22 protein-coding genes are annotated in these 24606 nt (G+C 70.4%); 13 read left to right on the top strand and 9 right to left on the bottom strand.

The window, feature by feature from the left end; translation table 11 throughout:
* The first annotated feature begins 64 nt into the window (after window positions 1–64).
* From ACFVXE_RS18205 to ACFVXE_RS18195, 3 genes are all read left to right on the top strand, one after another.
* Window positions 65–853 (top strand): DUF3558 domain-containing protein, encoded by a 789-nt coding sequence (locus ACFVXE_RS18205; protein WP_389672220.1) that lies wholly within the window; start codon window positions 65–67, stop codon window positions 851–853.
* 168 nt (window positions 854–1021) lie between these two features.
* Window positions 1022–1918: a DUF3558 family protein gene (locus tag ACFVXE_RS18200; RefSeq protein WP_389672150.1), complete on the top strand. Its 897-nt coding sequence runs from the start codon at window positions 1022–1024 to the stop codon at window positions 1916–1918.
* Between the two features lie 199 nt (window positions 1919–2117).
* Entirely contained in the window at window positions 2118–3506 is a 1389-nt protein-coding gene (locus ACFVXE_RS18195) for a DUF2637 domain-containing protein (RefSeq protein WP_389672149.1), read from the top strand.
* Window positions 3507–3653: 147 nt separating this feature from the next.
* On the opposite strand, the gene lysS is transcribed toward ACFVXE_RS18195, so the two are convergent.
* Window positions 3654–5408: a lysine--tRNA ligase gene (gene lysS, locus ACFVXE_RS18190; RefSeq protein WP_389672148.1), complete on the bottom strand. Its 1755-nt coding sequence runs from the start codon at window positions 5406–5408 to the stop codon at window positions 3654–3656.
* A gap of 134 nt (window positions 5409–5542) precedes the next feature.
* Between lysS and argS the strand changes: the two genes are divergently transcribed.
* On the top strand, window positions 5543–7315 hold the full coding sequence (argS, locus tag ACFVXE_RS18185; RefSeq protein WP_389672147.1) for an arginine--tRNA ligase: 1773 nt from the start codon (window positions 5543–5545) through the stop codon (window positions 7313–7315).
* A 286-nt stretch (window positions 7316–7601) separates the two neighbouring features.
* Here the strand turns inward: argS and ACFVXE_RS18180 are convergent, their stop codons facing one another.
* Window positions 7602–8969, bottom strand: coding sequence for a helix-turn-helix domain-containing protein (locus ACFVXE_RS18180; RefSeq protein ID WP_389672146.1), 1368 nt, complete (start codon window positions 8967–8969; stop codon window positions 7602–7604).
* Window positions 8970–9281: 312 nt separating this feature from the next.
* Here ACFVXE_RS18180 and ACFVXE_RS18175 point away from each other — a divergent pair, with 312 nt between their 5' ends.
* Entirely contained in the window at window positions 9282–10016 is a 735-nt protein-coding gene (locus ACFVXE_RS18175; RefSeq protein ID WP_389672145.1) for a DUF4232 domain-containing protein, read from the top strand.
* Here ACFVXE_RS18175 and ACFVXE_RS18170 read toward each other — a convergent pair.
* Complete coding sequence (locus ACFVXE_RS18170) at window positions 10010–10444, bottom strand: DUF3224 domain-containing protein (protein WP_389672144.1); 435 nt, start codon at window positions 10442–10444, stop codon at window positions 10010–10012. The genes ACFVXE_RS18175 and ACFVXE_RS18170 overlap by 7 nt on opposite strands.
* Before the next feature lie 95 nt (window positions 10445–10539).
* Between ACFVXE_RS18170 and ACFVXE_RS18165 the strand changes: the two genes are divergently transcribed.
* From ACFVXE_RS18165 to ACFVXE_RS18150, 4 genes are all read left to right on the top strand, one after another.
* A complete protein-coding gene (locus ACFVXE_RS18165; protein WP_389672143.1) occupies window positions 10540–11346 on the top strand; it encodes a HEAT repeat domain-containing protein in 807 nt (268 codons plus the stop codon).
* A gap of 171 nt (window positions 11347–11517) precedes the next feature.
* The gene (locus tag ACFVXE_RS18160; protein WP_389672142.1) at window positions 11518–12177 is read left to right on the top strand and encodes a 1,4-alpha-glucan branching protein; all 660 of its coding nucleotides are present in this window, start codon (window positions 11518–11520) and stop codon (window positions 12175–12177) included.
* A 114-nt stretch (window positions 12178–12291) separates the two neighbouring features.
* Window positions 12292–13098, top strand: a complete 807-nt coding sequence (locus ACFVXE_RS18155) for a DUF4253 domain-containing protein (RefSeq protein WP_389672141.1) — start codon at window positions 12292–12294, stop codon at window positions 13096–13098.
* 95 nt (window positions 13099–13193) lie between these two features.
* Window positions 13194–13724 carry a HEAT repeat domain-containing protein gene (locus ACFVXE_RS18150; RefSeq protein ID WP_389672140.1) on the top strand — a complete coding sequence of 177 codons (531 nt, stop codon included), beginning with the start codon at window positions 13194–13196 and terminating at the stop codon, window positions 13722–13724.
* Between the two features lie 27 nt (window positions 13725–13751).
* Here ACFVXE_RS18150 and hemB read toward each other — a convergent pair whose 3' ends face one another.
* From hemB to ACFVXE_RS18120, 6 genes are all read right to left on the bottom strand, one after another.
* On the bottom strand, window positions 13752–14750 hold the full coding sequence (gene hemB / locus ACFVXE_RS18145) for a porphobilinogen synthase (protein WP_389672139.1): 999 nt from the start codon (window positions 14748–14750) through the stop codon (window positions 13752–13754).
* A 146-nt stretch (window positions 14751–14896) separates the two neighbouring features.
* Complete coding sequence (locus ACFVXE_RS18140) at window positions 14897–16564, bottom strand: uroporphyrinogen-III synthase (RefSeq protein WP_389672138.1); 1668 nt, start codon at window positions 16562–16564, stop codon at window positions 14897–14899.
* Window positions 16561–17547: a hydroxymethylbilane synthase gene (gene hemC / locus ACFVXE_RS18135; protein WP_389672137.1), complete on the bottom strand. Its 987-nt coding sequence runs from the start codon at window positions 17545–17547 to the stop codon at window positions 16561–16563. Before hemC ends, ACFVXE_RS18140 begins: the two co-directional genes overlap by 4 nt.
* A complete protein-coding gene (locus tag ACFVXE_RS18130) occupies window positions 17544–19040 on the bottom strand; it encodes a glutamyl-tRNA reductase (protein WP_389672136.1) in 1497 nt (498 codons plus the stop codon). The genes hemC and ACFVXE_RS18130 overlap by 4 nt, the downstream gene beginning before the upstream one ends.
* Window positions 19037–19810, bottom strand: coding sequence for a redox-sensing transcriptional repressor Rex (locus ACFVXE_RS18125; RefSeq protein WP_389672135.1), 774 nt, complete (start codon window positions 19808–19810; stop codon window positions 19037–19039). Before ACFVXE_RS18125 ends, ACFVXE_RS18130 begins: the two co-directional genes overlap by 4 nt.
* 270 nt (window positions 19811–20080) lie before the next feature.
* The gene (locus ACFVXE_RS18120) at window positions 20081–20356 is read right to left on the bottom strand and encodes a glutaredoxin family protein (protein WP_389672134.1); all 276 of its coding nucleotides are present in this window, start codon (window positions 20354–20356) and stop codon (window positions 20081–20083) included.
* 147 nt (window positions 20357–20503) lie between these two features.
* Between ACFVXE_RS18120 and ACFVXE_RS18115 the strand changes: the two genes are divergently transcribed.
* The 4 genes from ACFVXE_RS18115 to ACFVXE_RS18100 all read left to right on the top strand — a co-directional run.
* Window positions 20504–21472, top strand: coding sequence for an HAD family hydrolase (locus ACFVXE_RS18115; RefSeq protein WP_389672133.1), 969 nt, complete (start codon window positions 20504–20506; stop codon window positions 21470–21472).
* A 437-nt stretch (window positions 21473–21909) separates the two neighbouring features.
* Window positions 21910–22686, top strand: a complete 777-nt coding sequence (locus ACFVXE_RS18110) for an ECF subfamily RNA polymerase sigma factor, BldN family (protein ID WP_030928170.1) — start codon at window positions 21910–21912, stop codon at window positions 22684–22686.
* Between the two features lie 232 nt (window positions 22687–22918).
* Window positions 22919–24109 carry a DUF5667 domain-containing protein gene (locus ACFVXE_RS18105; protein ID WP_389672132.1) on the top strand — a complete coding sequence of 397 codons (1191 nt, stop codon included), beginning with the start codon at window positions 22919–22921 and terminating at the stop codon, window positions 24107–24109.
* 88 nt (window positions 24110–24197) lie between these two features.
* Window positions 24198–24606: transposase (locus tag ACFVXE_RS18100; RefSeq protein ID WP_389672131.1), on the top strand; the 409-nt coding region annotated here is incomplete at its 3' end.

The following is a 24606-nucleotide window of genomic DNA, read 5'->3' as shown; positions in this document are numbered from 1 at the left end:
TGTCCACCGGCCGCTATCGAGCGGCAACCGCTTTTCGCCCGAAGGGAGCCCGGACGTGCGACGAATGGCGTACGCACCCGGCGTCGCACTCCTCGCAGTGCTGGCCGCCGGCTGCACCGGCAGCGCCGGCACCGAAAGCTCCGCCGACGACAGCAATCTCGGCAGTCCGACCGTCGCCGCCGCACCCGCCGGCAAGTACCGCACGCTTCCCGACCCCTGCCGCTCCGTTCCGCGCTCCACCCTGAAGGATCTGCTGCCCGGCGCGGCGGAGCTTCCGGAGGACCAGCAGGAGAAGGTGTACGCGGGGACCGCCGCCGTCACGTACGACACCGACCGGCGGGTCGGCTGCCAGTGGAAGTCCGAGGCCCCCGCCTCGTCCCACTCGCTCGTCCTCGACTTCGAGCGGGTCGTCTCGTACGACACCGCGGTGAGCGACGACGACCGCGCCACCGAGGTGTACGGGAAGAAGGAGACCGCCGCCCATCTGCCGACCGGATCGGCCTCCCCCGACATCGCGGCGAAGGAGACGCCCTCCGCCTCGGACACCCCGTCGGACACCCCGTCCGGCTCTGCACCGGACGACGGCGCCAACGGCTCCGACGACACCGAGGACCTCCGCCCGCGCACGCTCGACGACCTCGGAGATGCCGCATTTCTGGACGATCTGCTCACTCGGGCAGGTTCCAGCGCACAGCACCGCACGGTGAGCGTGGTATTCCGCACATCGAACGTCATTGTGACCGTCCAGTACACCGAGCAGACCGCCGTCCCGACCGAGGTGCCGGACAGCAAGGAACTGCAGGAGAAGGCCCTGACGCTGGCCCGGAAGCTGGTCGAGAAGTTCAGCGACTAGCCCGGTCCCGGGCACCTGGACCCCGGGTTCCCGCGGTCGGCGGAGTGTCCGGCCATGGCGGCATCCGGCCGCCGTCCGTCGTACCGTGGCCCTCCGGAACACCTGCCCGAGCACCACGCCACTGCCCGTCGCGCCACCAGCCCGTAGCGCCACCCGAGTGAAGGAACCATGCACCGATCAGCCCCGCGACTCACCCGCATACTCGCCTGCGCCGCCGTTCCGGTGATGCTCGTCGTCGCCGGCTGCTCGTCGGACTCCGGCGGTGACAAGAAGTCGGGTTCGTCCTCCGCGCCGAGCGCACAGAAGACCGAGGTGAAGGTCGAGTCGGCGAAGTTCGCCGAGCTGCCCGACCCGTGCGACGCGATCTCCTCGGACACGATCAGCTCGCTGGTCCCCAAGGCCAAGAGCAAGGCCGGCACGCCCGCCACCTCGAGCGACACCTCGGCGCGGGCCGGCTGCTCCTGGAACGGACTCGACGACAACGGCGTCAAGGGCTCGCAGTACCGCTGGCTCGACGTCGGCTTCACCCGCTTCGACTCGGACCAGGCCCTCGGCAGCGGCGCCAAGCGCGCCCAGGGGGACCTCGCGAACCAGGTCGCCAAGACCAAGGCCGCCGAGGGCGCCAAGAAGGTCGCCGAGGCCACGGTCAGCGGTATCGGCGAGCAGGCCGACAAGATCACGTACGACCTCACCAAGACGAGTGAGGACTTCAAGTACGCGACGGTCGTGGCCCGTACGGGGAACGTCGTCGTCACCCTGACCTACAACGGTGCGGGGTACGCGGGCGCGAAGACCCCGTCCGGCGACGACATCCTGAAGGGCGCCGAGAAGGCCGCCAAGGAGGCCGTCGCGGCGGTCGCCGACGCCAACGGATCGGGGAAGAAGTCGAACCCGTCGGCCGGCACCTCGAAGTCGCCGAAGGCGACCAAGTCCCCCGCGTCCGCCAAGTCCGGGACATCCCCGAAGTCCACGGCGTCCGCGAAGTCCGGGGCGTCCCTGAAGTCCACGGCGTCCGCGTCGGCGACCTCCTCGAAGTCCGCCAAGTCCACGTCGCACAGCGGGTAACACCGCTCCGCCGCTCCGCGGACCTACCGGCGCGGCCCCAGCAGGTATCCGAACAACCCTGCACAGAAGCAGTTTTACGGAGCCCGGCCCTCCCCCGAGAGCCGGGCTTCGCCCCTCCCCGCGCACCACGCCGCCCGCGCATGTGCCAGGCTGTGCCCCGCCAGGGGACGAATTCGGGAACACAGGGAGGGGATCGCGGGTGGCCGCGATGCAGCTGACACGCACGCACCGGATACTCATCGGGGTCGTCGTAGCAGGCGCGGCGGTCATCGCCGCGATCGGCTTCGCGGGCTCGTACGCCGCCGTGCGCGCGCTCGCAGAACAGAAGGGCTTCGGGAACTTCTCCCTGGTCTTCCCGATCGGCATCGACGCGGGCATCTGCGTACTGCTGGCACTGGACCTGCTGCTGACCTGGATGCGCATCCCGTTCCCGCTGCTGCGTCAGACGGCCTGGCTGCTGACGGCCGCGACGATCGCCTTCAACGGCGCCGCGGCCTGGCCCGACCCGCTCGGCGTCGGCATGCACGCGGTGATCCCGGTGCTGTTCGTGGTCTCGGTCGAGGCCGCCCGACACGCGGTGGGCCGGATCGCCGACCTCACGGCCGACAAGCACATGGAAGGCGTCCGCCTCACCCGCTGGCTGCTCTCCCCGGTACCCACGTTCAAGCTGTGGCGCCGGATGAAGCTGTGGGAGCTGCGCTCGTACGAACAGGTCATCAAGCTCGAACAGGACCGGCTGATCTACCAGGCCCGGCTCCAGGCCCGCTTCGGCCGCAACTGGCGCCGCAAGGCACCGGTCGAGTCGCTGATGCCGCTGCGGCTGGCGAAGTTCGGCGTCCCGCTGGCCGACACCGGCCCGGCCGGCCTGGCCGCCGCGGGCATCGAACCGGTACTGCTGCCCCCGGCCCCCGCCCCGGCAGCCGTCGAGCCGGCCCACCCGCAGCCCGAGCTGGCCTACGCCCCGCAGGAGCAGCACCAGCAGTACGCCGGCCCCCGGGAGCAGGAACACCGGAAGCAACAGCCGCCGCAGGGGCAGCCGCAGTATCCGCACCCCTCCGACCCGGCTGCCGAGGAGTGGCCCCAGGAGGGTCCCGGCTCGCACGAGAGCCCGTGGTTCGCGGCGCCACAGGTCCCCGAGGATGCGTACGAGGGTGCGTACAACCCCATGTACGTCGAGGGCCTGGAACCCACCCCGGTCATGATCCCGTCGGGCCCGGGCGGCCGCACCCGTCCCCTGGGCAATGTGGGCACGATCGGCGCGGTTCCCCATCCCCGCAACGAGGAACCCCACCCGGAGCAGCTGAATCCTCCGCAGGGCCAGGAGCAGGAGCAGCCGCGGCCGCAGCAGCAGGACGTGGATCCGCCGGAGTGGGCCGAGGCGGAGATCGCGTTCGGCGACGCCGCGTACCAGGTGTTCTCCGAACTCACGCACGAGCACCAGGTCCACCCGAGCGCGGAGGTCCTCGACATAACGCTCTCGGACGTCCACAACATCAGCCACCCGCGCAGCACGGCCCTGCTCCGGCGCATGCTGCCCGGGTTCAAGCAGCGCTTCGACAACGAGATGGCCGAGAACCACATCGCGTAGCCATCCGGATCCGCACCTCCGAGACCGTGCGGCGCGGAACCCCGACGGTCCGCGCCGCACGGCACGGACCCCGCCGGGACGGAGCAGCAGCGCGGAGGGCCGCCACCCCGGACACCGGGTGGCGGCCCTCCGTCCCGCAGGCGGCTGTTACGCGCCCAGCAGCTTCCGCACCCGCTCGGCGCCCACGGCCAGCAGCAGCGTGGGCAGCCGCGGCCCGGTGTCCCGGCTGACCAGCAGCCGGTACAGCAGCGCGAAGAACGACCGCTGGGCGACCTTCAGCTCGGGCGTCGGCTTGGCGTCCGGCTCCAGCCCCTCCAGGACCTTCGGCACGCCGTAGACGAGCGTGGTCAGCCCGTCGAGCGACCAGTGCGAGTCCAGCCCCTCCAGGAGCAGCCGCAACGACTGACGCCCCTGGTCGTCCAGCGAACCGAGCAGTTCCTTGTCCGGTTCGTCGCGGACGATGGTGCGGGCCTCGGCCGGCACCTGGCTGGTGATCCAGTTCTCCGCACGGTCCAGCCGCGGCCGCGCCTCGGCAAGCGAGGTCAGCGGGTTCTCCGGGTCCAGCTCGCTCAGAATGCGCAACGTCTGCTCGTCGTGCCCGGCCGTGATGTCCGCAACGGACGCCAGAGTGCGGTACGGCAGCGGGCGCGGCGTGCTCGGCAGTTCACCGGCAGCCGTGCCGACGGCCCGCGCGTACGCGGCGGCGTCGGCGGGCAGCACGGAGCCGTCGGCAACCTTGCGCGCCAGCGAGTCCCACTCGTCGTACAGCCGCTGGATCTCCTGGTCGAAGGCGATCTTGAAGGACTGGTTCGGCCTGCGGCGCGCGTACAGCCAGCGCAGCAGCGGCGCCTCCATGATCTTCAGCGCGTCGGCCGGGGTCGGCACGCCGCCCTTGCTGGAGGACATCTTCGCCATGCCGGAGATCCCGACGAAGGCGTACATGGGACCGATCGGCTGCACACCGTCGAAGATCTCGCGGACGATCTGGCCGCCGACGACGAAGGACGATCCGGGCGAGGAGTGGTCCACACCGCTGGGCTCGAAGATCACGCCTTCGTACGCCCAGCGCATCGGCCAGTCGACCTTCCAGACCAGCTTGCCGCGGTTGAACTCGCTGAGCCGGACGGTCTCGGCGAAGCCGCAGGCGGTGCAGGTGTAGTTCAGCTCGGTCGTGTCGTCGTCGTACGACGTGACGGTCGTCAGGTCCTTCTCGCAGTTGCCGCAGTACGGCTTGTACGGGAAGTAGCCGGCGGAGCCGCTGCTGCCGTCGTCCTCGCTCGCCGCGCCGGAGCCCGCCTCGGCCTCCAGTTCGGCCTCGTCGACCTTCTTCTGCTGCGGCTTCTTGCCGCCGCCGGCCGCCGGGTCCCTCTTCGTGCGGTACCGGTCGAGGACGGCGTCGATGTCGGCGCGGTGCTTCATCGCGTGCAGGATCCGGGCGCGGTACGTGCCCGCCGTGTACTGCTCCGTCTGGCTGATTCCGTCGTACTCGACACCCAGCTCGTCGAGCGCGTCCGTCATCGCGGCCTTGAAGTGCTCGGCCCAGTTCGGGTAGGCGGACCCGGCCGGTGCGGGCACCGACGTCAGCGGCTTGCCGATGTGCTCGGCCCACGACTCGTCGACGCCGGGGACGCCCGCCGGGACCTTCCGGTACCGGTCGTAGTCGTCCCACGAGATCAGATGGCGTACCTGGTGCCCCCGGCGCCGGATCTCGTCCGCGACCAGGTGCGGGGTCATGACCTCGCGGAGGTTGCCGAGGTGGATCGGGCCCGACGGCGAAAGACCGGACGCGACGACGACCGGTTTGCCAGGCGCACGACGCTCCGATTCGGCGATGACATCGTCCGCGAAGCGGGAGACCCAGTCGGCCTCGGTGCTGCTCTGACTCTGAGCCACGGTCGGCACGTCCTTCTCTCTGGTAGGGCTCGTAGGGGCACCGTCCATTCTCCCAGGTCCCACCGACAGCGCGAAAACGGCTTTACCGCGCGTGGGATACTGGGCGTGATCCCTCGTACCCCTACGGAAACGGCAGCCATCCCATGGCCTCGGTCAATTCCCTCGCTTCCACGCTCCAGCAGCAGCTGGCGGACGCCCTGACGGCAGCGCTGCCGGATGCCGGCACCGCGGACCCGCTGCTGCGCCGAAGTGACCGGGCCGACTTCCAGGCCAACGGGATCCTGGCCCTCGCCAAGAAGCTGAAGGGCAACCCTCGGGAGCTGGCGTCCCAGGTCACGGGCGCGATCCCGGCGGGCGGCCTGATCAAGGAGATCGAGGTCTCCGGCCCCGGCTTCCTGAACATCACGCTCACCGACCGGGCGATCGTCGAGACACTGGCCGCGCGCGCCGAGGACGGCGACCGGCTCGGCGTCCCGTACACCAGCACCCCGGGCACGACCGTCATCGACTACGCACAGCCGAACGTGGCCAAGGAGATGCACGTCGGCCACCTCCGCTCCGCGGTCATCGGTGCGGCGATGGTGGAGATCCTGGAGTTCACCGGCGAGAACGTGGTCCGGCGCCACCACATCGGCGACTGGGGCACCCAGTTCGGCATGCTCATCCAGTATCTGATCGAGCACCCCAGCGAGCTGGACCACCGGGGCGGCGAGGAGCAGGACGGCGAAGCCGCCATGTCCTCCCTCAACCGGCTCTACAAGGCGTCGCGTGCCCTCTTCGACTCCGACGAGGAGTTCAAGGCCCGCTCCCGGGACCGGGTGGTGGCCCTCCAGGCGGGTGAGGAGGAGACGCTCGCGCTCTGGCAGCGCTTCGTCGACGAGTCGAAGGTCTACTTCTACTCGGTCTTCAACAAGCTCGACATGCAGATCGACGACCCGGACATCGTCGGTGAGTCCGGTTACAACGACATGCTCGAGGAGACCTGCCGGATCCTGGAGGAGACGGGCGTCGCCGTCCGCTCCGAGGGCGCGCTCTGCGTGTTCTTCGACGACGTGAAGGGCCCGGACGGCAACCCGACGCCACTCATCGTCAAGAAGACGAACGGCGGCTACGGCTACGCGGCGACCGACCTCTCCGCGATCCGCGACCGGGTGCAGAACCTCAAGGCGAACACGCTGCTGTACGTCGTGGACGCGCGGCAGTCCCTCCACTTCAAGATGGTCTTCGAGACGGCCCGCCGGGCCGGCTGGCTGAACGAGGACGTGAAGGCGCACCAGCTGGCGTTCGGCACGGTGCTCGGCAAGGACGGCAAGCCGTTCAAGACCCGTGAGGGCGAGACGGTCCGGCTCGTGGACCTGCTGGACGAGGCGATCGACCGGGCGACGACGGTCGTGCGCGAGAAGGCCGAGAAGGTGGGCCTGACCGAGTTGGAGATCGTCGAGAACGGCCGGTACGTCGGGATCGGCGCGGTGAAGTACGCCGACCTCTCGACCTCCGCTGTCCGGGACTACAAGTTCGACCTCGACCAGATGGTGTCGCTGAACGGCGACACGTCCGTGTACCTCCAGTACGCGTACGCCCGGATCAAGTCCATTCTGCGCAAGGCGGGCGAGACCCGGCCGGCCGCGCACCCGGAGCTGGAGCTGGCCCCGGCCGAGCGGGCGCTCGGCCTGCACCTGGACCAGTTCGGCGAGAACCTCGCCGAGGTGGCGTCGACGTACGAGCCGCACAAGCTGGCCGCGTACCTCTACCAGCTGGCCTCGCTATACACGACGTTCTACGACCAGTGCCATGTGCTGAGCGACGACAACCCCGCCGAGGTGGTCGAGAACCGGCTCTTCCTCTGCGACCTGACCGCCCGCACCTTGCACCAGGGCATGGCGCTGCTCGGCATCAGGACCCCCGAGCGGCTCTGAGCACCGCACCTTTTGACGTAAACGGGGCGGGGCCCGGCACACATCGGTGTGCCGGGCCCCGCCCCGGTCCGTCCGCGGACCCGCGTCACTCCGGCCGGCCGAGCGCCCACCCGGACACGTCGGACGGCCGCCCGCGCGCCACAGCGGCAGCCGCAGCGGAGCCACACCGTGGTCATGGACGGCGTCGGTCCGAGCCACAACATGCGGTCGTCGACGCGATGACGGCGTGGGGCACGATCGTGCACCGGGACGACGAGGAGTACGAGGAGCCCTCGGTGACCGCTCGTCAGCGGGCCTCCCACTTGGAGAGGTCTCTGTTGTAGAGATACTCCGGCCGTCCCGCGATGCTGCTCGTACGGAACGGCTTGCCGTCGTCGTCGATGCGCAGGGTGCCCGTCCGGCCGCCGCTGCTCCACTCCAGTTCCAGGTACCAGCTGACGTCATGGCCCTCCACATGCGCGTCGAGGTCGAAGACCTCCACATCGCTGGAGGAGACGCGGAACGGGAAGTCCTTCGGCGGCACGGTCTGTTCCCCCTGCTTCCCCGCCACAGGGGTGAGCGTGGGACGACTGTCGTCCAGGTCCACGTCGAAGGACTGCGGCTCGATACCGCTCCCGCAGCCCTCGGCCATCGAGAACGCGGACCGCTTCAGGGGCGCGTTACGGTTCAGCACCCGCACGCTCAGGCCTCCCAGGACGACCGCTTCCTGCGAGGTGCCCTGCACCGTGAGTTCGAGCCGCATCCGGCCGCCCTCCACCCCGTCCAGCGCGCGGGCCCAGCCACGGGTGTCCTGCGGCACGGGCGGCGGAGGCACGTAATCGGCGCCCTGGTCCAGCAAGTAGTACTGACCGCAGGGCTCCTCCCAGTTGTACGAACTGATGGTGGCGGTCGGCGGCCGCCCCGTACCGTCCTTCGGCCTGGTCCCAGACTCGTGCGGGACCGACGCGGTGGTACGTACGGACGGGGTGGTGGACCCGGTGTTCACGGAGGCGCTCGGGGGCCGCGACGGACCGGGCGACGTGGAGGCGTTCTCCGAGGCGCCGGACACGGTGTCGGCCTTCTTGTCGTCCCCGGGGTCCGCCGCCCCCCGGGTACCCGCGGAGGCGTCCTGGCTCGCCCCGGCGAGCTGGTCGGCGACGATGACGGTGGGCACGGTGAGCGCGACAACGGCGGCCGTCGCGAGCAGCACGCGTGTACGGGCGGATGCACGTCGCCAGCGGGCCCCTGAGGGCTCGGGTACAGGTCCGTGCTCGCGCGCCAGTTCGGATGCGGGTTCGGGTTCGGGTCCGGGATCGTGCCGGCGCTCGGGTTCAGGAACCGGGGCCGCCGATCTCCCCGGAGGGGACAGCGCATCGGCGCCGGGAGCCGCCGGGGAGATCGGCGCCGCGCTCTCCGGCTTCCCACGCCGCCGCGCCGCCTCGGCGACGATCCACCGCCGGTGCAGTTCCACGAGTTCGTCGGACGTGGCCCCGCACAGGCGGGCCAACCGCTCCACCGCCCCGTACTCGTTGGGGACGGCGTCCCCGTTGCAGTACCGATGCAGCGTCGACGTGCTGACATGCAACTTCTTGGCAAGCACCCCGTAACTGCGCCCCGAACGGTCCTTCAGTTCCTTGAGCAGGACCGCGAATTCTTCGGCCTCTGGCGTCGCCACTACGTGCTCCCCCTCTGATCCGTCCCGGAACACCGTTCCAGGGACACGGAATCCGCCCAGGTCACAGTACGCGCAGGCATTCCAGCATCCCCAATGGTCCGGCGGGCGTTGCGGCCGAAATCTGCCTCCCCGCAAGCTGTGACCACACCGCAGAGACCACAGGGGACAAGCGCTTGCGAACCCTCTTACGCATCGAGCTCATCGATGCACTGGCCATCGGCGTAGTGATCGTGACCGGCACGGTCGTCATGGTCCTGATCTGCCACCACTGAACGGCACAGACCGCCCACACTCACGGGGAGTACCACCACCATGCGCAGCAACCGCATCCGCACCACTGCCCTCGCCGCCACCGCCCTCCTGGCCGCCCTCTCGCTCACCGCATGCAGCGGTGACGACGGCGACAGCAGCGACAACGGCAAGGCGGGATCGTCCGCTTCGGCGGCGGACGCCACGGGCAAGCAGTCCTCGTCCCCGACCGCCGCGCCGGACAAGGACGGCACCGACGCCGACAGCGACTCCGGCACCGGCAGCACGTCCGGGAACAGCGCGGCCCCCGCCAAGAGCGGCGGAAAGAACACCACCGGCTCCACGGACCAGGCAGGCAGCACCAAAACCAGCACGCCCGTCACCTGCGTAGGCGAGAACACCAAGATCACCGTCAGCAAGGTGAGCCGCCCCATCAACCACCTGCTGCTCACCATGACGAACACGGGCTCCCGCACCTGCTACGCCTACTACGCGCCCAAGCTCCGGTTCGACGACGCCCAGGCGGTCTTCCCGATCCTCGACGACAGCAAGCCTCAGGCGGTGGTCACACTCCAGCCGGGCCAGTCCGCCTACGCCGCCATCGGTCTGGCCGGCGAGGACGATCAGAAGAACCTGCACAAGGCCACCCGCCTCGGGGTGCACTTCTCGTCGAAGAACCCCGCGGGCGACACCGGCACCGCCCCGGCCGAGCTGACACTGCCGGCCGACACCTACTGGGGTGACAACGGCTTCGTCACGTACTGGCAGACCGAGATGGCCGACGCCCTCACCTACTGAGCCCCGCCCGCAGGACCGGCATCGACGTCGCAGTCGAAGTCGAACCATATCCGGTGGCTGTCACCGTCCACGGCCAGCCCGCCGCCTCCACGGATCCCGGCCAGTCCGCCGGTACCGCTCGACGGCACGATCGTGAAGAACTCGTTCGCACGGTCGCTGCCGCTCGTCGCGGCGGAGTGCACGAAGTTGAACGCGCCCTCGCGGCCGCCGACCGAGCCCTCGAAGGACTCCATGGCCACGTACGTACCCACGCCCGTGACCTGGTCGAAGGCGGCCGTGAACAGGGTCGTCGAGTGCCCCGTGACCTCGCCCTCGAAGCTCTTCACGATGGTCGCGACGCCAACCGGAAGCGCGGTGGCGACCTCGGGGACGGGCTTCAGATCGGACGGGACGAACGAGGTGACCGTGAAGGTTCCGGAAGCTCTCATGGCGTCGATCGTAGGGATACGGCCGGGACGTACGGGTGAGAACCTGCAGAGCCCTGGGGCGGGTTCGCCCCGGCCGCTCCCCTACGATCGGCGCCATGGCCATGTTCGTACACCTGACACCCGCAGCGAACACGGCCCGCATCCGGAAGTCCGGAATACGGGCCGTCAGCCGCGACCGCGACGGCGGCAAGGGCCTGTTCTGCTTCCCCGTCCTGCCCTCCTACACGCTGACCCACCAATGGCTGCGCGAGCTCGCCCGCCACGGCGGCCCACGCGGACTCGTCGCCGTCCAACTCCGGCTGCCGGACGACGAACCCGTCACCGTCGGCCACTACAGCAACCGGCCGGGCCGGGCTCATGCCGCCACCACGGCAAGCGACGCCGTGCACCGGGTGGCCGCCCTGGAGGACCCGCGCGGCTGGGAGGTCTTCGTCCCCCGCCCCGTCACCCGGGCCGAAGTCCACCACGTGCGCACCGTCCGTCAGGTGACCGGCTGGCGCTACTTCCCGAACTCCAACGGCAGGCCGCCCTGTACCTGTTACGGCTGCCGAGTGCGCGGCGAGTACGGCTCGCAGCGCCTGCGCCGCCGCCGGCCGCACCCGCTCGACGGCCCGGCGCCCGCGACTCCGGTCCTCCTGAAACGGATCGTCGAGGCCGGTGACCCCGGTGATGCGGCGCAGTTGTGCGCGGCCCTGCACTGGCTGGGCATGCGCCGACGGGGCCCGGTGGCCCAACTGGCCCACCTGGCCGACCATCCCGACGCCACGGTCCGGACGGCGCTGGTCGAGGCCGTGGCCCGCTGGCGGACACCCGGCGTCGACGCGCTGCTCCGGCGCCTCGCCGAGGATCCGGACGAGGACGTACGCGAGGCCGTCGAGTTCGCCCGACCCGATCAGCCCTGACCGAACTTGCACCACACAACCTTGCCCGGCTCCTCGGGCGGTATGCGATGCTGCGATCGCAGGCCCTCCACCGGGAGAACGAAGGGCCTGCCGGTACCTGCCGCTCAGCCCCCGCCGGCTTCGCGGCAGGCCGGCCGACTCGTCCGAACCCACGGGAGGGGTACCACCGCCATGGCTTTCATCCACCACACCACTCTGACGCCCACCAAGCTGGAACTCCTCGCCACCTGGCTGCCCGTGCAGCCCTGGTACCGCGGCAGGGAACAGCCCGAGCTGGTGAAGTCCGGCGGATTCCGGCTGGACGACCCGAAGGGCGAGGTGGGGATCGAGTTCATGGCGGTCACCGACACGTCGGGGGACCAACCAGTCACATACCAGGTGCCGTTCAGTTATCGCGGCGCACCGATCGTGGGTGCCGACGAAGCGCTCATCGGCACCACCGAGCACGGGGTGCTGGGGCAGCGGTTTGTGTACGACGGGACGCGAGACCCGGTTCTCGTCGCCCAGTTGTTCGCGCTGATCGTCGGCGAGGCAGAGCCGCAGATGCAGAGCACGAGCGATACCCCCGACACTTCCGTCAGCGGTTGGTTCGCGGAGTCCGGCGTCACGACGGCGATCGCCTCCACGACCGTGAGCGATGACCCCGACGGTACGGACCTATTGGTGGAGACGGCATCCGACGGACGCCTCCTGATCATCCACATCAACCGCGTTCTCCAGCCCGGCCAGGACACCGAGGGCCAGGCACTCGGCCATGTCACCGCGGACGCGCCGATGCCCGACGGCACCACGGCGCGCACCGCGTTCGCCGTCGTCCACGCCCACCCGTAGTCCACCCGGACACCGGGGCGGTCGCCGAGTACCCGCCCCCAAGGGCGGCCGGAGGCGGGCGCGGAGGCCGACCGTGCCCCACCGCTGTCAGTGACCGCGTCTAGAGTCGCGGTCATGGCGACGCTCCCGAACCCGCTTCCGTCCCTGGCCACCTCCGGGCTCCGACTCCCGCCCGGCACAACGGTCGACGCGACGCACGACGGCCCGTGGCACGAACCACTGCTCTGGTACGCGGACAGGCCCGCGACCCCGGACACCTGGCCGCGCCTGCTCGCCGAAGGCAGGGCGGTCGGGCTGCTCCCCGTACTGCTGGACTCCGGCGTACGCGGTGAGTGGCCCGAGAAGTGGGAGCTCGATCCCGGTACGACGTCGTACCCGGGCGACCACGACGCCGAAGAGGTGCTGGCCGAGCTCTGGGAGGTGTACGTGGAGGACGAGCCCGAAGGCGCCGCGATCGGCCCCTTCGGCCCGGAGTGGCCGGGCCTCGCACCCACCCCGTCCGTGAGCGACCCCGCCGACGCGGAGGAACGGGCCGCCGAGATCGCCGCCCGGCTCACCGCCGAGGACAGCAGGATGCCGGGGGCCCGCGCGGCCCTGGTACCCGCCCGCCGCAGCGCGGACATACCCGCGGCGATGGGATGGACGGGCCCGCTCAATCACGAGACCGACGCGGCACGGCTCTGCGCGGTGCTCCGGTCCTGGGAGGACCGCTTCGGCATACGGGTCGTGGCACTCGGCTTCGACCACTTGACCGTCTCGGTGGCCGCGCCGCCGGCAACCGCCGACGAGGCGGTGGCGGTCGCCGCCGAACACCTCGCCTTCTGCCCGGACAACATCGCCCACAACACCCCGGCCACCCTGCGCGCCTACGCCGACCGGTACGTGCTGGGCGGGGAGTCGTGGTCGTTCTGGTGGGACTGAGGACGCGCCGTGCGCACCCTTCGGCCTGCCGCCGCCGGGAGGCGGCCGCTTCCGACGAGGCATGCATCACCCGCGCACGGGGAAGCGCACACATCATGGACCGGACAGACAGCCTCATCGAGCAGTTCCGCGCACTGCCTGCCGAAAGCGACCAGAAACGCGAACTCGTCGCCACCATCGGCGACATGCTCGCGGACCGGCCCGACCATCCGGTGGTCGTGCCCTTCCTCACGTCGGTGACCGCCGACGCCGAGGAGTACGAGCTCGCCAGGGTCGAGGCCACCAAGGCGCTCCGCCTGCGGCCCCCGGCCGACGCAGGGTCCCGGCTCCGCGCCGGCCAGGCACTGCTGGCGGTGCTCCGCGGCCCCGACGAGGACCTGGTCCGTCAGTACGCGGCCATGGCGCTCGGTCCCTACGCCGACGATCCCGAGGTGCACGAAGTACTGGCCGCCGCCGTCATGGACGACTTCGACCGGCTCGTACGCGACAACGCCCTGGCGGCGCTCAACGAGGCGGGCCCCAGCGACAAGCGGATCGAAGTACTGCACCGGCTGTCCGAGGACGCCGCGCTGGGCCACGAGGCGGTCCGCATCCTCACGGCCTGGGGCCTGGAACCCGCGGCCTGAGGCGGCGCGGGTTCCAGGCATCCGCCGTCACGAACGACGCAGCCGCTCGGCGACCTCCGTCGCCCAGTACGTCAGGATCATCTGCGCGCCCGCGCGCCGGATCCCGGTCAGGCTCTCCATGATCGCCGCGTCACGGTCGATCCAGCCCTTCTCGGCGGCCGCCTCGATCATCGCGTACTCGCCGCTGATCTGGTACGCGGCGACCGGCACGTCCACCGAGTCGGCGACCTTCGCCAGAACGTCCAGATAGGGTCCGGCCGGCTTGACCATGACCATGTCCGCGCCCTCTTCGAGGTCGAGGGCCAGCTCGCGCAGCGACTCGCGGACGTTCGCCGGGTCCTGCTGGTACGTCTTGCGGTCGCCCTTGAGCGAGGAGCCGACCGCCTCCCGGAACGGGCCGTAGAACGCGGACGAGTACTTCACCGTGTAGGCGAGGATCGACACGTCCTCGTGGCCGGTCTGGTCGAGCGCGTCACGGATGACGCCGACCTGTCCGTCCATCATGCCGCTGGGGCCGACCACATGGGCGCCCGCGTCGGCCTGGACCTGGGCCATCTCTGCGTACCGTTCGAGCGTCGCGTCGTTGTCGACCCGGCCGTCGTCGGTCAGGACACCGCAGTGCCCGTGGTCCGTGTACTCGTCCAGGCACAGGTCCGACATGACGACGAGGTCGTCACCGACCTCCTCGCGCACCGCACGCAGCCCGACCTGGAGAATCCCGTCCGGGTCGGTGCCCGCCGTCCCCCAGGCGTCCTTCTTCTCGTCCGCCGGGACACCGAACAGCATGATCCCGGAGACACCGGCCGAGACCGCGTCGACGGCGGCCTTCCGCAGGGTGTCCAGGGTGTGCTGCTGGACACCGGGCATGGCCGAGATCGCGACGGGCGCGTCGATGTCCTCGCGCACGAACGCGGGCAGGATCAGGTTCGACGGGGCGAGCCGTGTCTCGGCGACCATCCGTCGCATCGCCGGGGTCGTCCGCAGCCGCCGGGGGCGGGAGCCGGGGAAGTTTCCGTACACAGTCATCCTTCGACGATAGACCCGTACACATCACCGTCTTACCGACACCTGTGCCGGGAAAAAGGCCACGGGTACGAGCAGGGGAAACGGCAGGGGCCCGGCCGCCGAAGCAGCCGGACCCCCAACCCATGAACAGTTCCCGGACGGGCCGATCAGGTCGTCGTACGACGCCTGCGCGCGCCCGGACGCCGCTCGCTCGGCCGGGTCACCGGGTCGCCGGCCTCCTTCGCCGCCTCCCGGCGCTGCGCGCCGAAGTCGGCGAGCGCCTCGGCCAGCTTGTGCACCGAAGGCTCCGGCGACAGGACGTCGACCCGCAGACCGTGCTCCTCGGCGGTCTTCGCCGTGGCCGGGCCGATGCACGCGATGACGGTCACGTTGTGCGGCTTGCCCGCGATACCGACCAGGTTCCGGACGGTCGACGACGAGGTGAAGAGCACCGCGTCGAACCCGCCGCCCTTGATGGCCTCACGCGTGTCGGACGGCGGCGGCGAGGCGCGGACCGTGCGGTACGCGGTGACGTCGTCGACCTCCCAGCCCAGCTCGATCAGCCCGGCGACCAGCGTCTCGGTGGCGATGTCGGCGCGCGGCAGGAAGACACGGTCGATCGGGTCGAAGACCGGGTCGTACGGCGGCCAGTCCTCCAGCAGACCGGCCGCGGACTGCTCGCCCGACGGCACCAGGTCCGGCTTCACACCGAAATCGATCAGCGCGGCGGCAGTCTGCTCGCCGACCGCGGCGACCTTGATCCCGGCGAAGGCACGGGCGTCGAGCCCGTACTCCTCGAACTTCTCACGAACCGCCTTGACCGCGTTGACGCTGGTGAAGGCGATCCACTCGTAGCGGCCGGTGACCAGGCCCTTGACCGCGCGCTCCATCTGCTGCGGGGTGCGCGGCGGCTCGACGGCGATCGTCGGGACCTCGTGCGGCACCGCACCGTAGGAACGCAACTGGTCGGAGAGCGACGCCGCCTGCTCCTTCGTCCGCGGTACGAGCACCTTCCAGCCGAAGAGCGGCTTCGACTCGAACCAGGAGAGCTGGTCGCGCTGGGCGGCGGAGCTGCGCTCCCCGACCACGGCTATGACCGGCTGGTGCCCGTCCGGCGACGGCAGCACCTTCGCCTGCTTCAGGACCTGGGCGATCGTCCCGAGGGTCGCCGTCCAGGTGCGCTGCCGCGTCGTCGTACCGGCGACGGTCACGGTCAGCGGGGTGTCGGGCTTGCGGCCGGCCGAGACCAGCTCGCCCGCCGCGGCCGCCACCGAGTCCAGCGTGGTCGAGACGACCGCCGTGGCATCGCTCGCGCCGACCTCGGTCCAGCAGCGGTCCGAAGCGGTACGGGCATCGACGAACCGGACGTCGGCGCCCTGCGCGTCCCGCAGCGGCACACCGGCGTACGCGGGCACGCCCACGACGTTCGCCACTCCCGGCACGACCTCGAAGGGGATGCCGGCGGCGGCGCACGCGAGCATCTCCGCGCCCGCGTTGCCGTCCAGACCGGGATCCCCGGAGACGGCACGGACGACCCGCCTGCCGCCCTTCGCGGCCTCCATGACAAGATTGGCCGCGTCCCTGAGAACGGGCACGGTGGCAGTTGTTGACGACACGTCAACAACGGTCAGTTCAGGCGTGCTTACGCCTGTCCGCGCATGGCCGCGGACGACGCCGAGAACGTCCGGCTCGGCGACAAGAACGTCCGCGCTCGCGAGCGCCTCGACGGCGCGCAGAGTCAGCAGTCCCGGGTCGCCGGGACCGGCGCCGAGGAAGGTGACGTGCCCTGCGGACAGGACAGGAATGTCGGATGCGGCGGGGCCGGTGGGGCTCAAAGTGCTCGCTCCCCCATAAGACCGGCCGCACCCTTGGCGAGCATCTCGGCCGCGAGCTCGCGACCGAGGGCCGCCGCGTCGTCGAGCGACGTGGGGACGGGACCGGTGGTGGACATCTGTACCAGCGAGGAACCGTCGGTGTATCCGACGACACCGCGCAGGCGCAGTTCGTTGACAGCCTGCCCGTCGACCAGGAGGTCGGCCAGCGCACCCACGGGTGCGGAACAGCCGGCCTCCAGGGCGGCGAGCAGGGCACGCTCGGCGGTCACGGCGATCCGGGTGTACGGATCGTCGAGCTCGGCGAGCGCGGCGGCGAGGTCCGCGCTGGTTGCAGCGCATTCGATCGCCAGTGCTCCCTGGCCGGGAGCGGGCAGAACGGTGTCGACCGGCAGGAAGTCGGTCACCTCACCGGTCCGGCCGAGGCGGCTGAGCCCGGCCGCGGCGAGAACCACCGCGTCCAGTTCACCGCTTCGTACAAATCCGATACGCGTGTCGACGTTGCCGCGGATCGGCACGGTCTCGATGTCGAGGCCGTGACTGCGGGCGTACGCGTTGAGCTGGGCCATGCGGCGCGGCGAGCCGGTGCCTATGCGGGCACCGGACGGCAGCTGCTCGAAGGCCAGCCCGTCCCGGGCCACCAGCACGTCGCGCGGGTCCTCGCGCTGCGGTACGGCGGCCAGCACGAGGCCCTCGGGCTGCGCGGTCGGCAGATCCTTGAGCGAGTGGACGGCGAAGTCCACCTCGCCTCGCAGCAGCGCCTCGCGCAGCGCCGCGACGAACACGCCCGTGCCGCCGATCTGCGCGAGATGCTCCTTGGAGGTGTCTCCGTACGTGGTGACCTCGACGAGCTCGACGGCTCGACCGGTCACCTCGCTGACCGCGTCGGCGACGAGGCCGGACTGCGCCATGGCGAGCTTGCTGCGCCGGGTGCCCAGCCGGAGCGGCGCGTCGGTCTGCGCGCGCTGGGGTGAGTTGTCGGTCATGACCGCCCTCGATTCGGGTCGTTCAGGTCTGCCCGGGAGACGGCGGCGACCGTCTGCGGGTCGAGGTCGAAGAGTTCTCGCAGGGCGTCGGCGTACCCGGCACCGCCGGGCTCGCTGGCGAGCTGCTTGACCCGCACGGTGGGCGCGTGCAGGAGCTTGTCGACGACGCGGCGCACGGTCTGCGTGATCTCGGCGCGCTGCTTCTCGTCCAGGTCGGGAAGACGCCCGTCGAGCCGTGCGATCTCCCCGGCCACCACATCGGCGGCCATGGTGCGCAGGGCGACGACCGTCGGGGTGATGTGGGCGGCACGCTGAGCGGCGCCGAACGCGGCGACCTCGTCGGAGACGATGGTGCGCACCTGGTCCACATCGGCGGCCATCGGGGCGTCCGCCGACGCCTCGGCAAGCGACTCGATGTCGACCAGGCGCACGCCGTCGAGGCGCGTCGCCGCACCGTCGATGTCGCGCGGCATCGCGAGGTCGAGCAGGGCGAGCCGGACCGGTCCGGTGGACTGCGCGGGCACGGTGGCCCGGCGGACGGTCTGCGTCTGCGCGGTCATGGTGGCGGAACCGTTCTCCACCCACGCCGCATGCTGGTCCAGGTCGGCAGCGGGCGCGGCAGGCGCCGGGGCTGCGGCCACGGCCGCGTCGAACGGCAGGCCGAGCGCTCCGGCGACGGCCTCGGCGGTCAGCACGAGACCCGTCGCACCGGTGCAGGAGACGACCACGTCGGCACGTGTCAGTTCGTCGGAGACCGCGGCCATCTCCACGGCGCGGGCAACCGTTCCCGTGCCGCCGGGCTGGTTGAGGATCTCGACGAGCCGCTCGGCGCGGGCCCTGGTCCGGTTGGCGACGACGACCTCGGCGACACCGGCGCGCGCCAGCGTGGCGGCGGACAGCGACGACATCGAACCGGCGCCGATCACCAGCGCGCGCTTGCCCTTCGCCCAGACGGCGATCTCGCCGCCGTCGGCGAGCTGCTCCAGGCCGAAGGTGACGAGCGACTGCCCGGCCCGGTCGATCCCGGTCTCACTGTGGGCACGCTTACCCACCCGCAGCGCCTGCTGGAACAGGTCGTTCAGCAGCCGGCCCGCGGTGTGGAGCTCCTGCCCCAGCGCCAGCGCGTCCTTGATCTGGCCGAGGATCTGCCCCTCGCCGACGACCATCGAGTCAAGTCCGCACGCCACCGAGAAGAGATGGTGGACGGCCCGGTCCTCGTAGTGCACATAGAGATACGGAGTGAGCTCGTCCAGCCCGACCCCGCTGTGCTGCGCGAGGAGCGTGGACAGCTCGGCGACGCCCGCGTGGAACTTGTCCACGTCGGCGTACAGCTCGATGCGGTTGCAGGTGGCCAGGACGGCGGCCTCGGTGGCGGGCTCGGCTGCCAGGGTGTCCTGCAGCAGCTTGCCCTGCGTCTCGGCGGCCAGCGACGCCCGCTCCAGTACGGAGACCGGGGCGCTGCGGTGGCTCAGCCCCACGACAAGGAGACTCATGCCGGCATCACGGCGGGCATGTCCCCGTCGGGTCCCTTCCGGCCGCTGCTGGTGGCGGCGCGCACGGGCGGCGCGGCCTGGTCGGCGACGTCTCCGACGGCGGCTTCCTCGCCGGCCTTGCGCTGCTCGTGGAAGGCGAGGATCTGGAGCTCGATCGAGAGGTCGACCTTGCGGACGTCCACACCGTCGGGCACGGAGAGCACCGTCGGCGCGAAGTTCAGGATGGAGGTGACGCCCGCGGCCACGAGCCGGTCGCAGACCTGCTGCGCGGCGCCGGCCGGGGTCGAGATGACACCGATCGACACTCCGTTGTCGCTGACGATCTTCTCCAGCTCGTCGGCGTGCTGGACGGGGATCCCGGCGACGGGCGTACCGGCCATCGCGGGGTCGGCGTCGATCAGCGCGGCGACCCGGAAACCACGGGAGGCGAAGCCGCCGTAGTTGGCGAGCGCGGCGCCGAGATTACCGATACCGACGATGACGACCGGCCAGTCCTGGGTGAGCCCGAGCTCACGGGAGATCTGGTAGACGAGATACTCGACGTCGTACCCGACCCCGCGCGTTCCGTACGACCCGAGGTAGCTGAAGTCCTTGCGCAGCTTGGCGGAATTGACCCCCGCCGCCGCGGCGAGCTCCTCGGAGGAGACCGTGGGGACCGAACGCTCGGAGAGCGCGGTCAGTGCGCGGAGATACAGCGGAAGCCGGGCGACGGTGGCCTCGGGAATTCCTCGGCTACGGGTCGCCGGTCGGTGAGTTCGGCCAGTTGCCACGGTGCTCCTGCGGGATGAGCGGGGCTGCAGGCGGCCGTATGTTCCAAGACCGCCCCGTCGAATGCAGGCTATGTCTTTGTGAACGCGTGCACAAAGATGGTGTCCGTTTTGTCCGGTCAAAGTGACCGGGGTCACGCGCATCCGTCGTGCGATCCCGGAACCATGGATCGCATCAGCCCGTTGCAGGCCCGAAGGGGGCAAGGCGGTACACACTCCTCACGACTACACCCCCGAGACCACTCAAAACGCCCATGATGGTAACCGGGTTTGTCAGGAAAGCAGAGCGCTGCGCAGTCTCGCCGGGTCCACCCGCCAGAACGTGTGCTGTTCGTCATCGATGAGGACCACCGGAATCTGCTCCCAGTACGCCCGGTGCAGCTCCTCGTCCTGGGTGATGTCCTTCTCCTCCCAGGACGCGCCGGTCTCCGCACAGACCTCCCGCACCACCAGTCTCGCGTCGTCACAGAGGTGACAGCCGGGCTTGCCCACAAGGGTCACCACCCGGTCCGCGGGGTTCTTCTTCCTACGACGCAGCAAGGCACTCATGCCTTCATTCTGCGCCGCCCGCCCACGGTTTCCCGAGCCGATCCGGTACGCCCGGAATCGCCCGTTTAACAATTCGGCCCCCGAGAGTTCACGCCACCGCATCCCGGCAGGTCGGGAACGGCCGAACGGACTGGCTATGCTCACGACATGGCCGCACTTGGATGGCTCACACCCCGTAGGCGTTCCGCGACAGCACGGAGCGTGCTGGCAGGCGAGGCAGCAGCCGAGGCAGCGCGGAAGTCGTCGATCCCCGCCGAACAGCCCGCAGACCAGCCCACCGGACGATCCGTCGGCGCGCGCCCCGCGGCCGCCGAGGAACCGGAACCCGATTTCCCGGTCGTCGGCGACGACCGCGCCGCCGCCTTCTTCGACCTGGACAACACCGTGATGCAGGGCGCGGCGATCTTCCACTTCGGCCGAGGCCTCTACAAACGGAAGTTCTTCGAACGCCGCGAACTGACCCGGTTCGCCTGGCAGCAGGCCTGGTTCAGACTGGCCGGCGTCGAGGACCCCGAGCACATGCAGGACGCCCGCGACAGCGCCCTGTCCATCGTCAAGGGGCACCGCGTCTCCGAGCTGATGTCCATCGGCGAGGAGATCTACGACGAGTACATGGCCGACCGCATCTGGCCCGGCACCCGCGCCCTCGCCCAGGCCCACCTCGACGCCGGGCAGAAGGTCTGGCTGGTCACCGCCGCGCCGGTGGAGACCGCGACGATCATCGCCCGGCGCCTCGGCCTGACCGGCGCGCTCGGCACCGTCGCCGAGTCCGTCGACGGCGTCTACACCGGCCGACTGGTCGGCGAGCCGCTGCACGGGCCCGCAAAGGCCGAGGCGGTCCGCGCCCTGGCCTCCGCCGAGGGCCTGGACCTGGCCCGCTGCGCCGCCTACAGCGACTCGCACAACGACATCCCGATGCTGTCCCTGGTCGGCCACCCCTACGCGATCAACCCGGACACCAAGCTCCGCAAGCACGCCCGGGCCCTCGACTGGCGGCTGCGCGACTACCGGACGGGTCGCAAGGCCGCCAAGGTCGGCATTCCGGCCGCGGCCGGCGTCGGCGCCCTGGCCGGCGGGACGGCGGCCGCCGTCGCCCTGCACCGCCGCCGCCGCTGACCCACCGCCGCCGACCGGCCCTGCGCGTCGGAGCGTCACGCCGCCGGGCCCGTCACCCCGATGACGGGCCGCCCGGCCGGCCCGTCCACCTCCTGGCCCGGCCCCGACGGGGCCGGGCCACGCCCGGCTGCCTGCCGCCAATCGGGACCTCTTACCCGCGGACAGCCCCCGCCAGTCGGATTGCGCGCACCCGACCACAACCCGTCGCGCCCGCAGCCAGATGGCGAAGTAATCCGATCAATAAACGGTCACGATGTGCTACTTGATACGTCGTTTAGTCGCTACAGAAGCGACGTAATCGATGATTTGAGCAACTGGGTGTAGCACTGCCTGTACGAAGCGTTATTCTCCTCAGACGCATTCCGGAACCCACCACTCACTACGACGAGTGACGGTTCTGCACTGCACGTGATGGAAGCTCTGCCTCTGGGAGTCCCGTGTACCCACACGTCGGGGTTGACGCCTCGGGCCTGGCTACGCTGCGCGCAACGGTCGCCGACCGCTTGCGCGGCTTCGTCCCCACCGCGTACGCCGTACCCGCCTTTGCCACCCCTGCGCCTGTCGGCCCTTGCTACGCCCTGGCCGAACGCGGTGCGGCGGTCGGAAGACGCAGCAACCGCGGCGCAACGACCACGTCCACCGTTCGTCGGCCCACCGCCGACAGCGACAGCGCGCGCATGATGGATCTCGTCGAGCGCGCACAGGCCGGTGAGGCTGACGCCTTCGGCCGTCTCTACGACCAGTACAGCGACACCGTCTACCGATACATCTACTACCGGGTGGGCGGCAAGGCGACAGCGGAGGACCTCACCAGTGAGACCTTCCTGCGCGCCCTGCGGCGCATCTCCACGTTCACCTGGCAGGGCCGCGACTTCGGCGCCTGGCTGGTCACCATCGCCCGCAACCTGGTCGCCGACCACTTCAAGTCCAGCCGGTTCCGACTGGAAGTGACCACCGGCGAAATGCTCGACGCCAACGAGGTCGAGCGCAGCCCCGAGGACTCCGTCCTGGAGTCCCTCTCCAACGCCGCACTGCTGCAAGCCGTGCGCCGACTCAACCCCCAGCAGCAGGAGTGCGTGACCCTGCGCTTCCTGCAGGGCCTCTCGGTCGCCGAGACGGCCCGTGTGATGGGCAAGAACGAGGGCGCGATCAAAACTCTGCAGTATCGCGCCGTGCGCACTCTCGCCCGGCTCCTGCCGGATGATGCCCGCTGAATCACCGAACGACATACCCCGTGAACGCGCTCGGTGACAGGCCCGTCACGCACTGGTCGGATCATCCTTCGCGCGTAACCCAAGTGCCGCGCCACTCGTTGTGCCGGTTGCAGGCCCCCTGTCGTCACTCCATGTCCGCCGACACTCACTCATCCGAGTGGAAGCGCTCAAGGTGTGCAACCTTCCGGACCCCCAGGGGAGTCGACCGTCATGACGAGAGGAGGTGCCGCCAGTGATCGCAAACGTTTCGGCACACCGGCGGGCGAACGCCTTCGCCCAGGCCCTGGAGGAGCAGGAGCTCCAGGGTGCGGCGGCCGTACAGCCCGAGGAACCGGCCGAACCGGCCGACCACGGAACGCTGTTGGCCCTGGCGAACGGCCTCGGTGAGCTGCCGAGACCGGAGATGGATCCCGAGGTCAAGATGGTGCAGCGAGCCCAGCTCGTCGCCGCCATGGAGGCCATGTTTGCCGAGGGCGGCGCATCCACGGGCCCTACGGTGCCCGAACAACGGAGAAAGGGGGCCCACCGGGCCTCCCCGCTCCGGAGACTGCGCCCCCGCTCCCGCTGGACGAAGGGCCTCGCCGCCGGCGGGCTCACCGTCGGTGTGGCCGCGGGTGCCTTCGGCGGAGTCGCCGCTGCCAGTTCCGACGCCCTGCCGGGTGATTCGCTGTACGGACTGAAGCGCGGCATGGAGGACATCCATCTCGGTATGGCCGACGGCGATGCCGACCGCGGCGAGGTGTACCTCGACCAGGCATCGACCCGTCTGAGCGAGGCCCGCAGACTGATGGAGCGCGGCCGCACGGGCGATCTGGACCACGAATCACTCGGCGAGATCAGACGCACCCTGGGCGGCATGACGCACGACGCCACCGAGGGCCACCGCCTGCTCCACTCCGCGTACGAGCGCGACGGGACCCTCGGCCCCATCCAGACCCTGGACTCCTTCTCCCGCTCCCACCGCGAGAGCTGGAGCAGCCTGCGCGACCGGCTGCCGGTCCAGCTGACGGACATCGGGGACGAGGTCAGCTCGGTCTTCGAAGCCATAGACGAAGAGGTCGCACCGCTGCAGTCGCTCTTCCCCCGCACGCCGGACCGGAGCGCCGATTCACAGCAGTCGGGGTCGTCACCGCAGCCCGACGGCTCATCCGATTCGGACGACCCGTCCCCCTCGTCCTCCGGGACCTCATCGGGCCAGGACGGCAGCAGCGGCACACCGGACCCGTCCGACTCCGTCTCCACCCCGTCCGACGACCTGCTCCCGGGCGACCCGGACGACCTCCTGGACACCCCGTCAGAGAACACTCCGCCATCCGCGTCGGGCAGGGGCACCACCACGCCCACCCCGGACGTCACGCTGCCCCCGCTGCTCCCGGGGCTGCTCCCGGGCCTCGGGATCGACGACGACAGCGCGGAAGACTAGTGCCGGATCAGGCAACGTTTGCCCTGTTGTGATGTGACGCGCCGTCCGGGTGCTGTGGTGGACGGCGCGTGGGCGTCATTCTGTCCGGGTGGCAGAACGAGTGCGTGTCCGAGAGATCGATGACGATGAGGGGCGGCGGCTGCTGCGGATTATCCGCAGAGGCACCGGGTCGGTGGTGACCTGGCGGCGGGCCCAGATGGTGCTGCTTTCTGCGCAGGGCATGCCGGTGGCGAAGATCGCCGAGGTGTCGTTCACCAGCGACGACCGGGTCCGGGACGTGATCCACAACTTCAACACGGACGGCTTCGACTCTCTGTATCCGAAGTACTCCGGTGGCCGGCCGAAGACGTTCACGCTGCCGGAGCGCCGTGAGATCAAGAAGATCGCGAAGTCCAAGCCGACCGAGCACGACCTGCCGTTCTCGACCTGGAGCCTGTCCAAGCTGGCGGACTTCCTGGTCGCCGAGGGGGTGGTCGACGACATCAGCCACGAGGGCC

Origin of the sequence: Streptomyces sp. NPDC058231, from assembly GCF_042882275.1 — a bacterium.
In the GTDB taxonomy this organism is placed as follows: Bacteria; Actinomycetota; Actinomycetes; order Streptomycetales; family Streptomycetaceae; genus Streptomyces.
The sequence above is the reverse complement of the archived record's forward strand: the minus strand, read 5'-3'. Positions and strand labels throughout refer to the sequence as shown.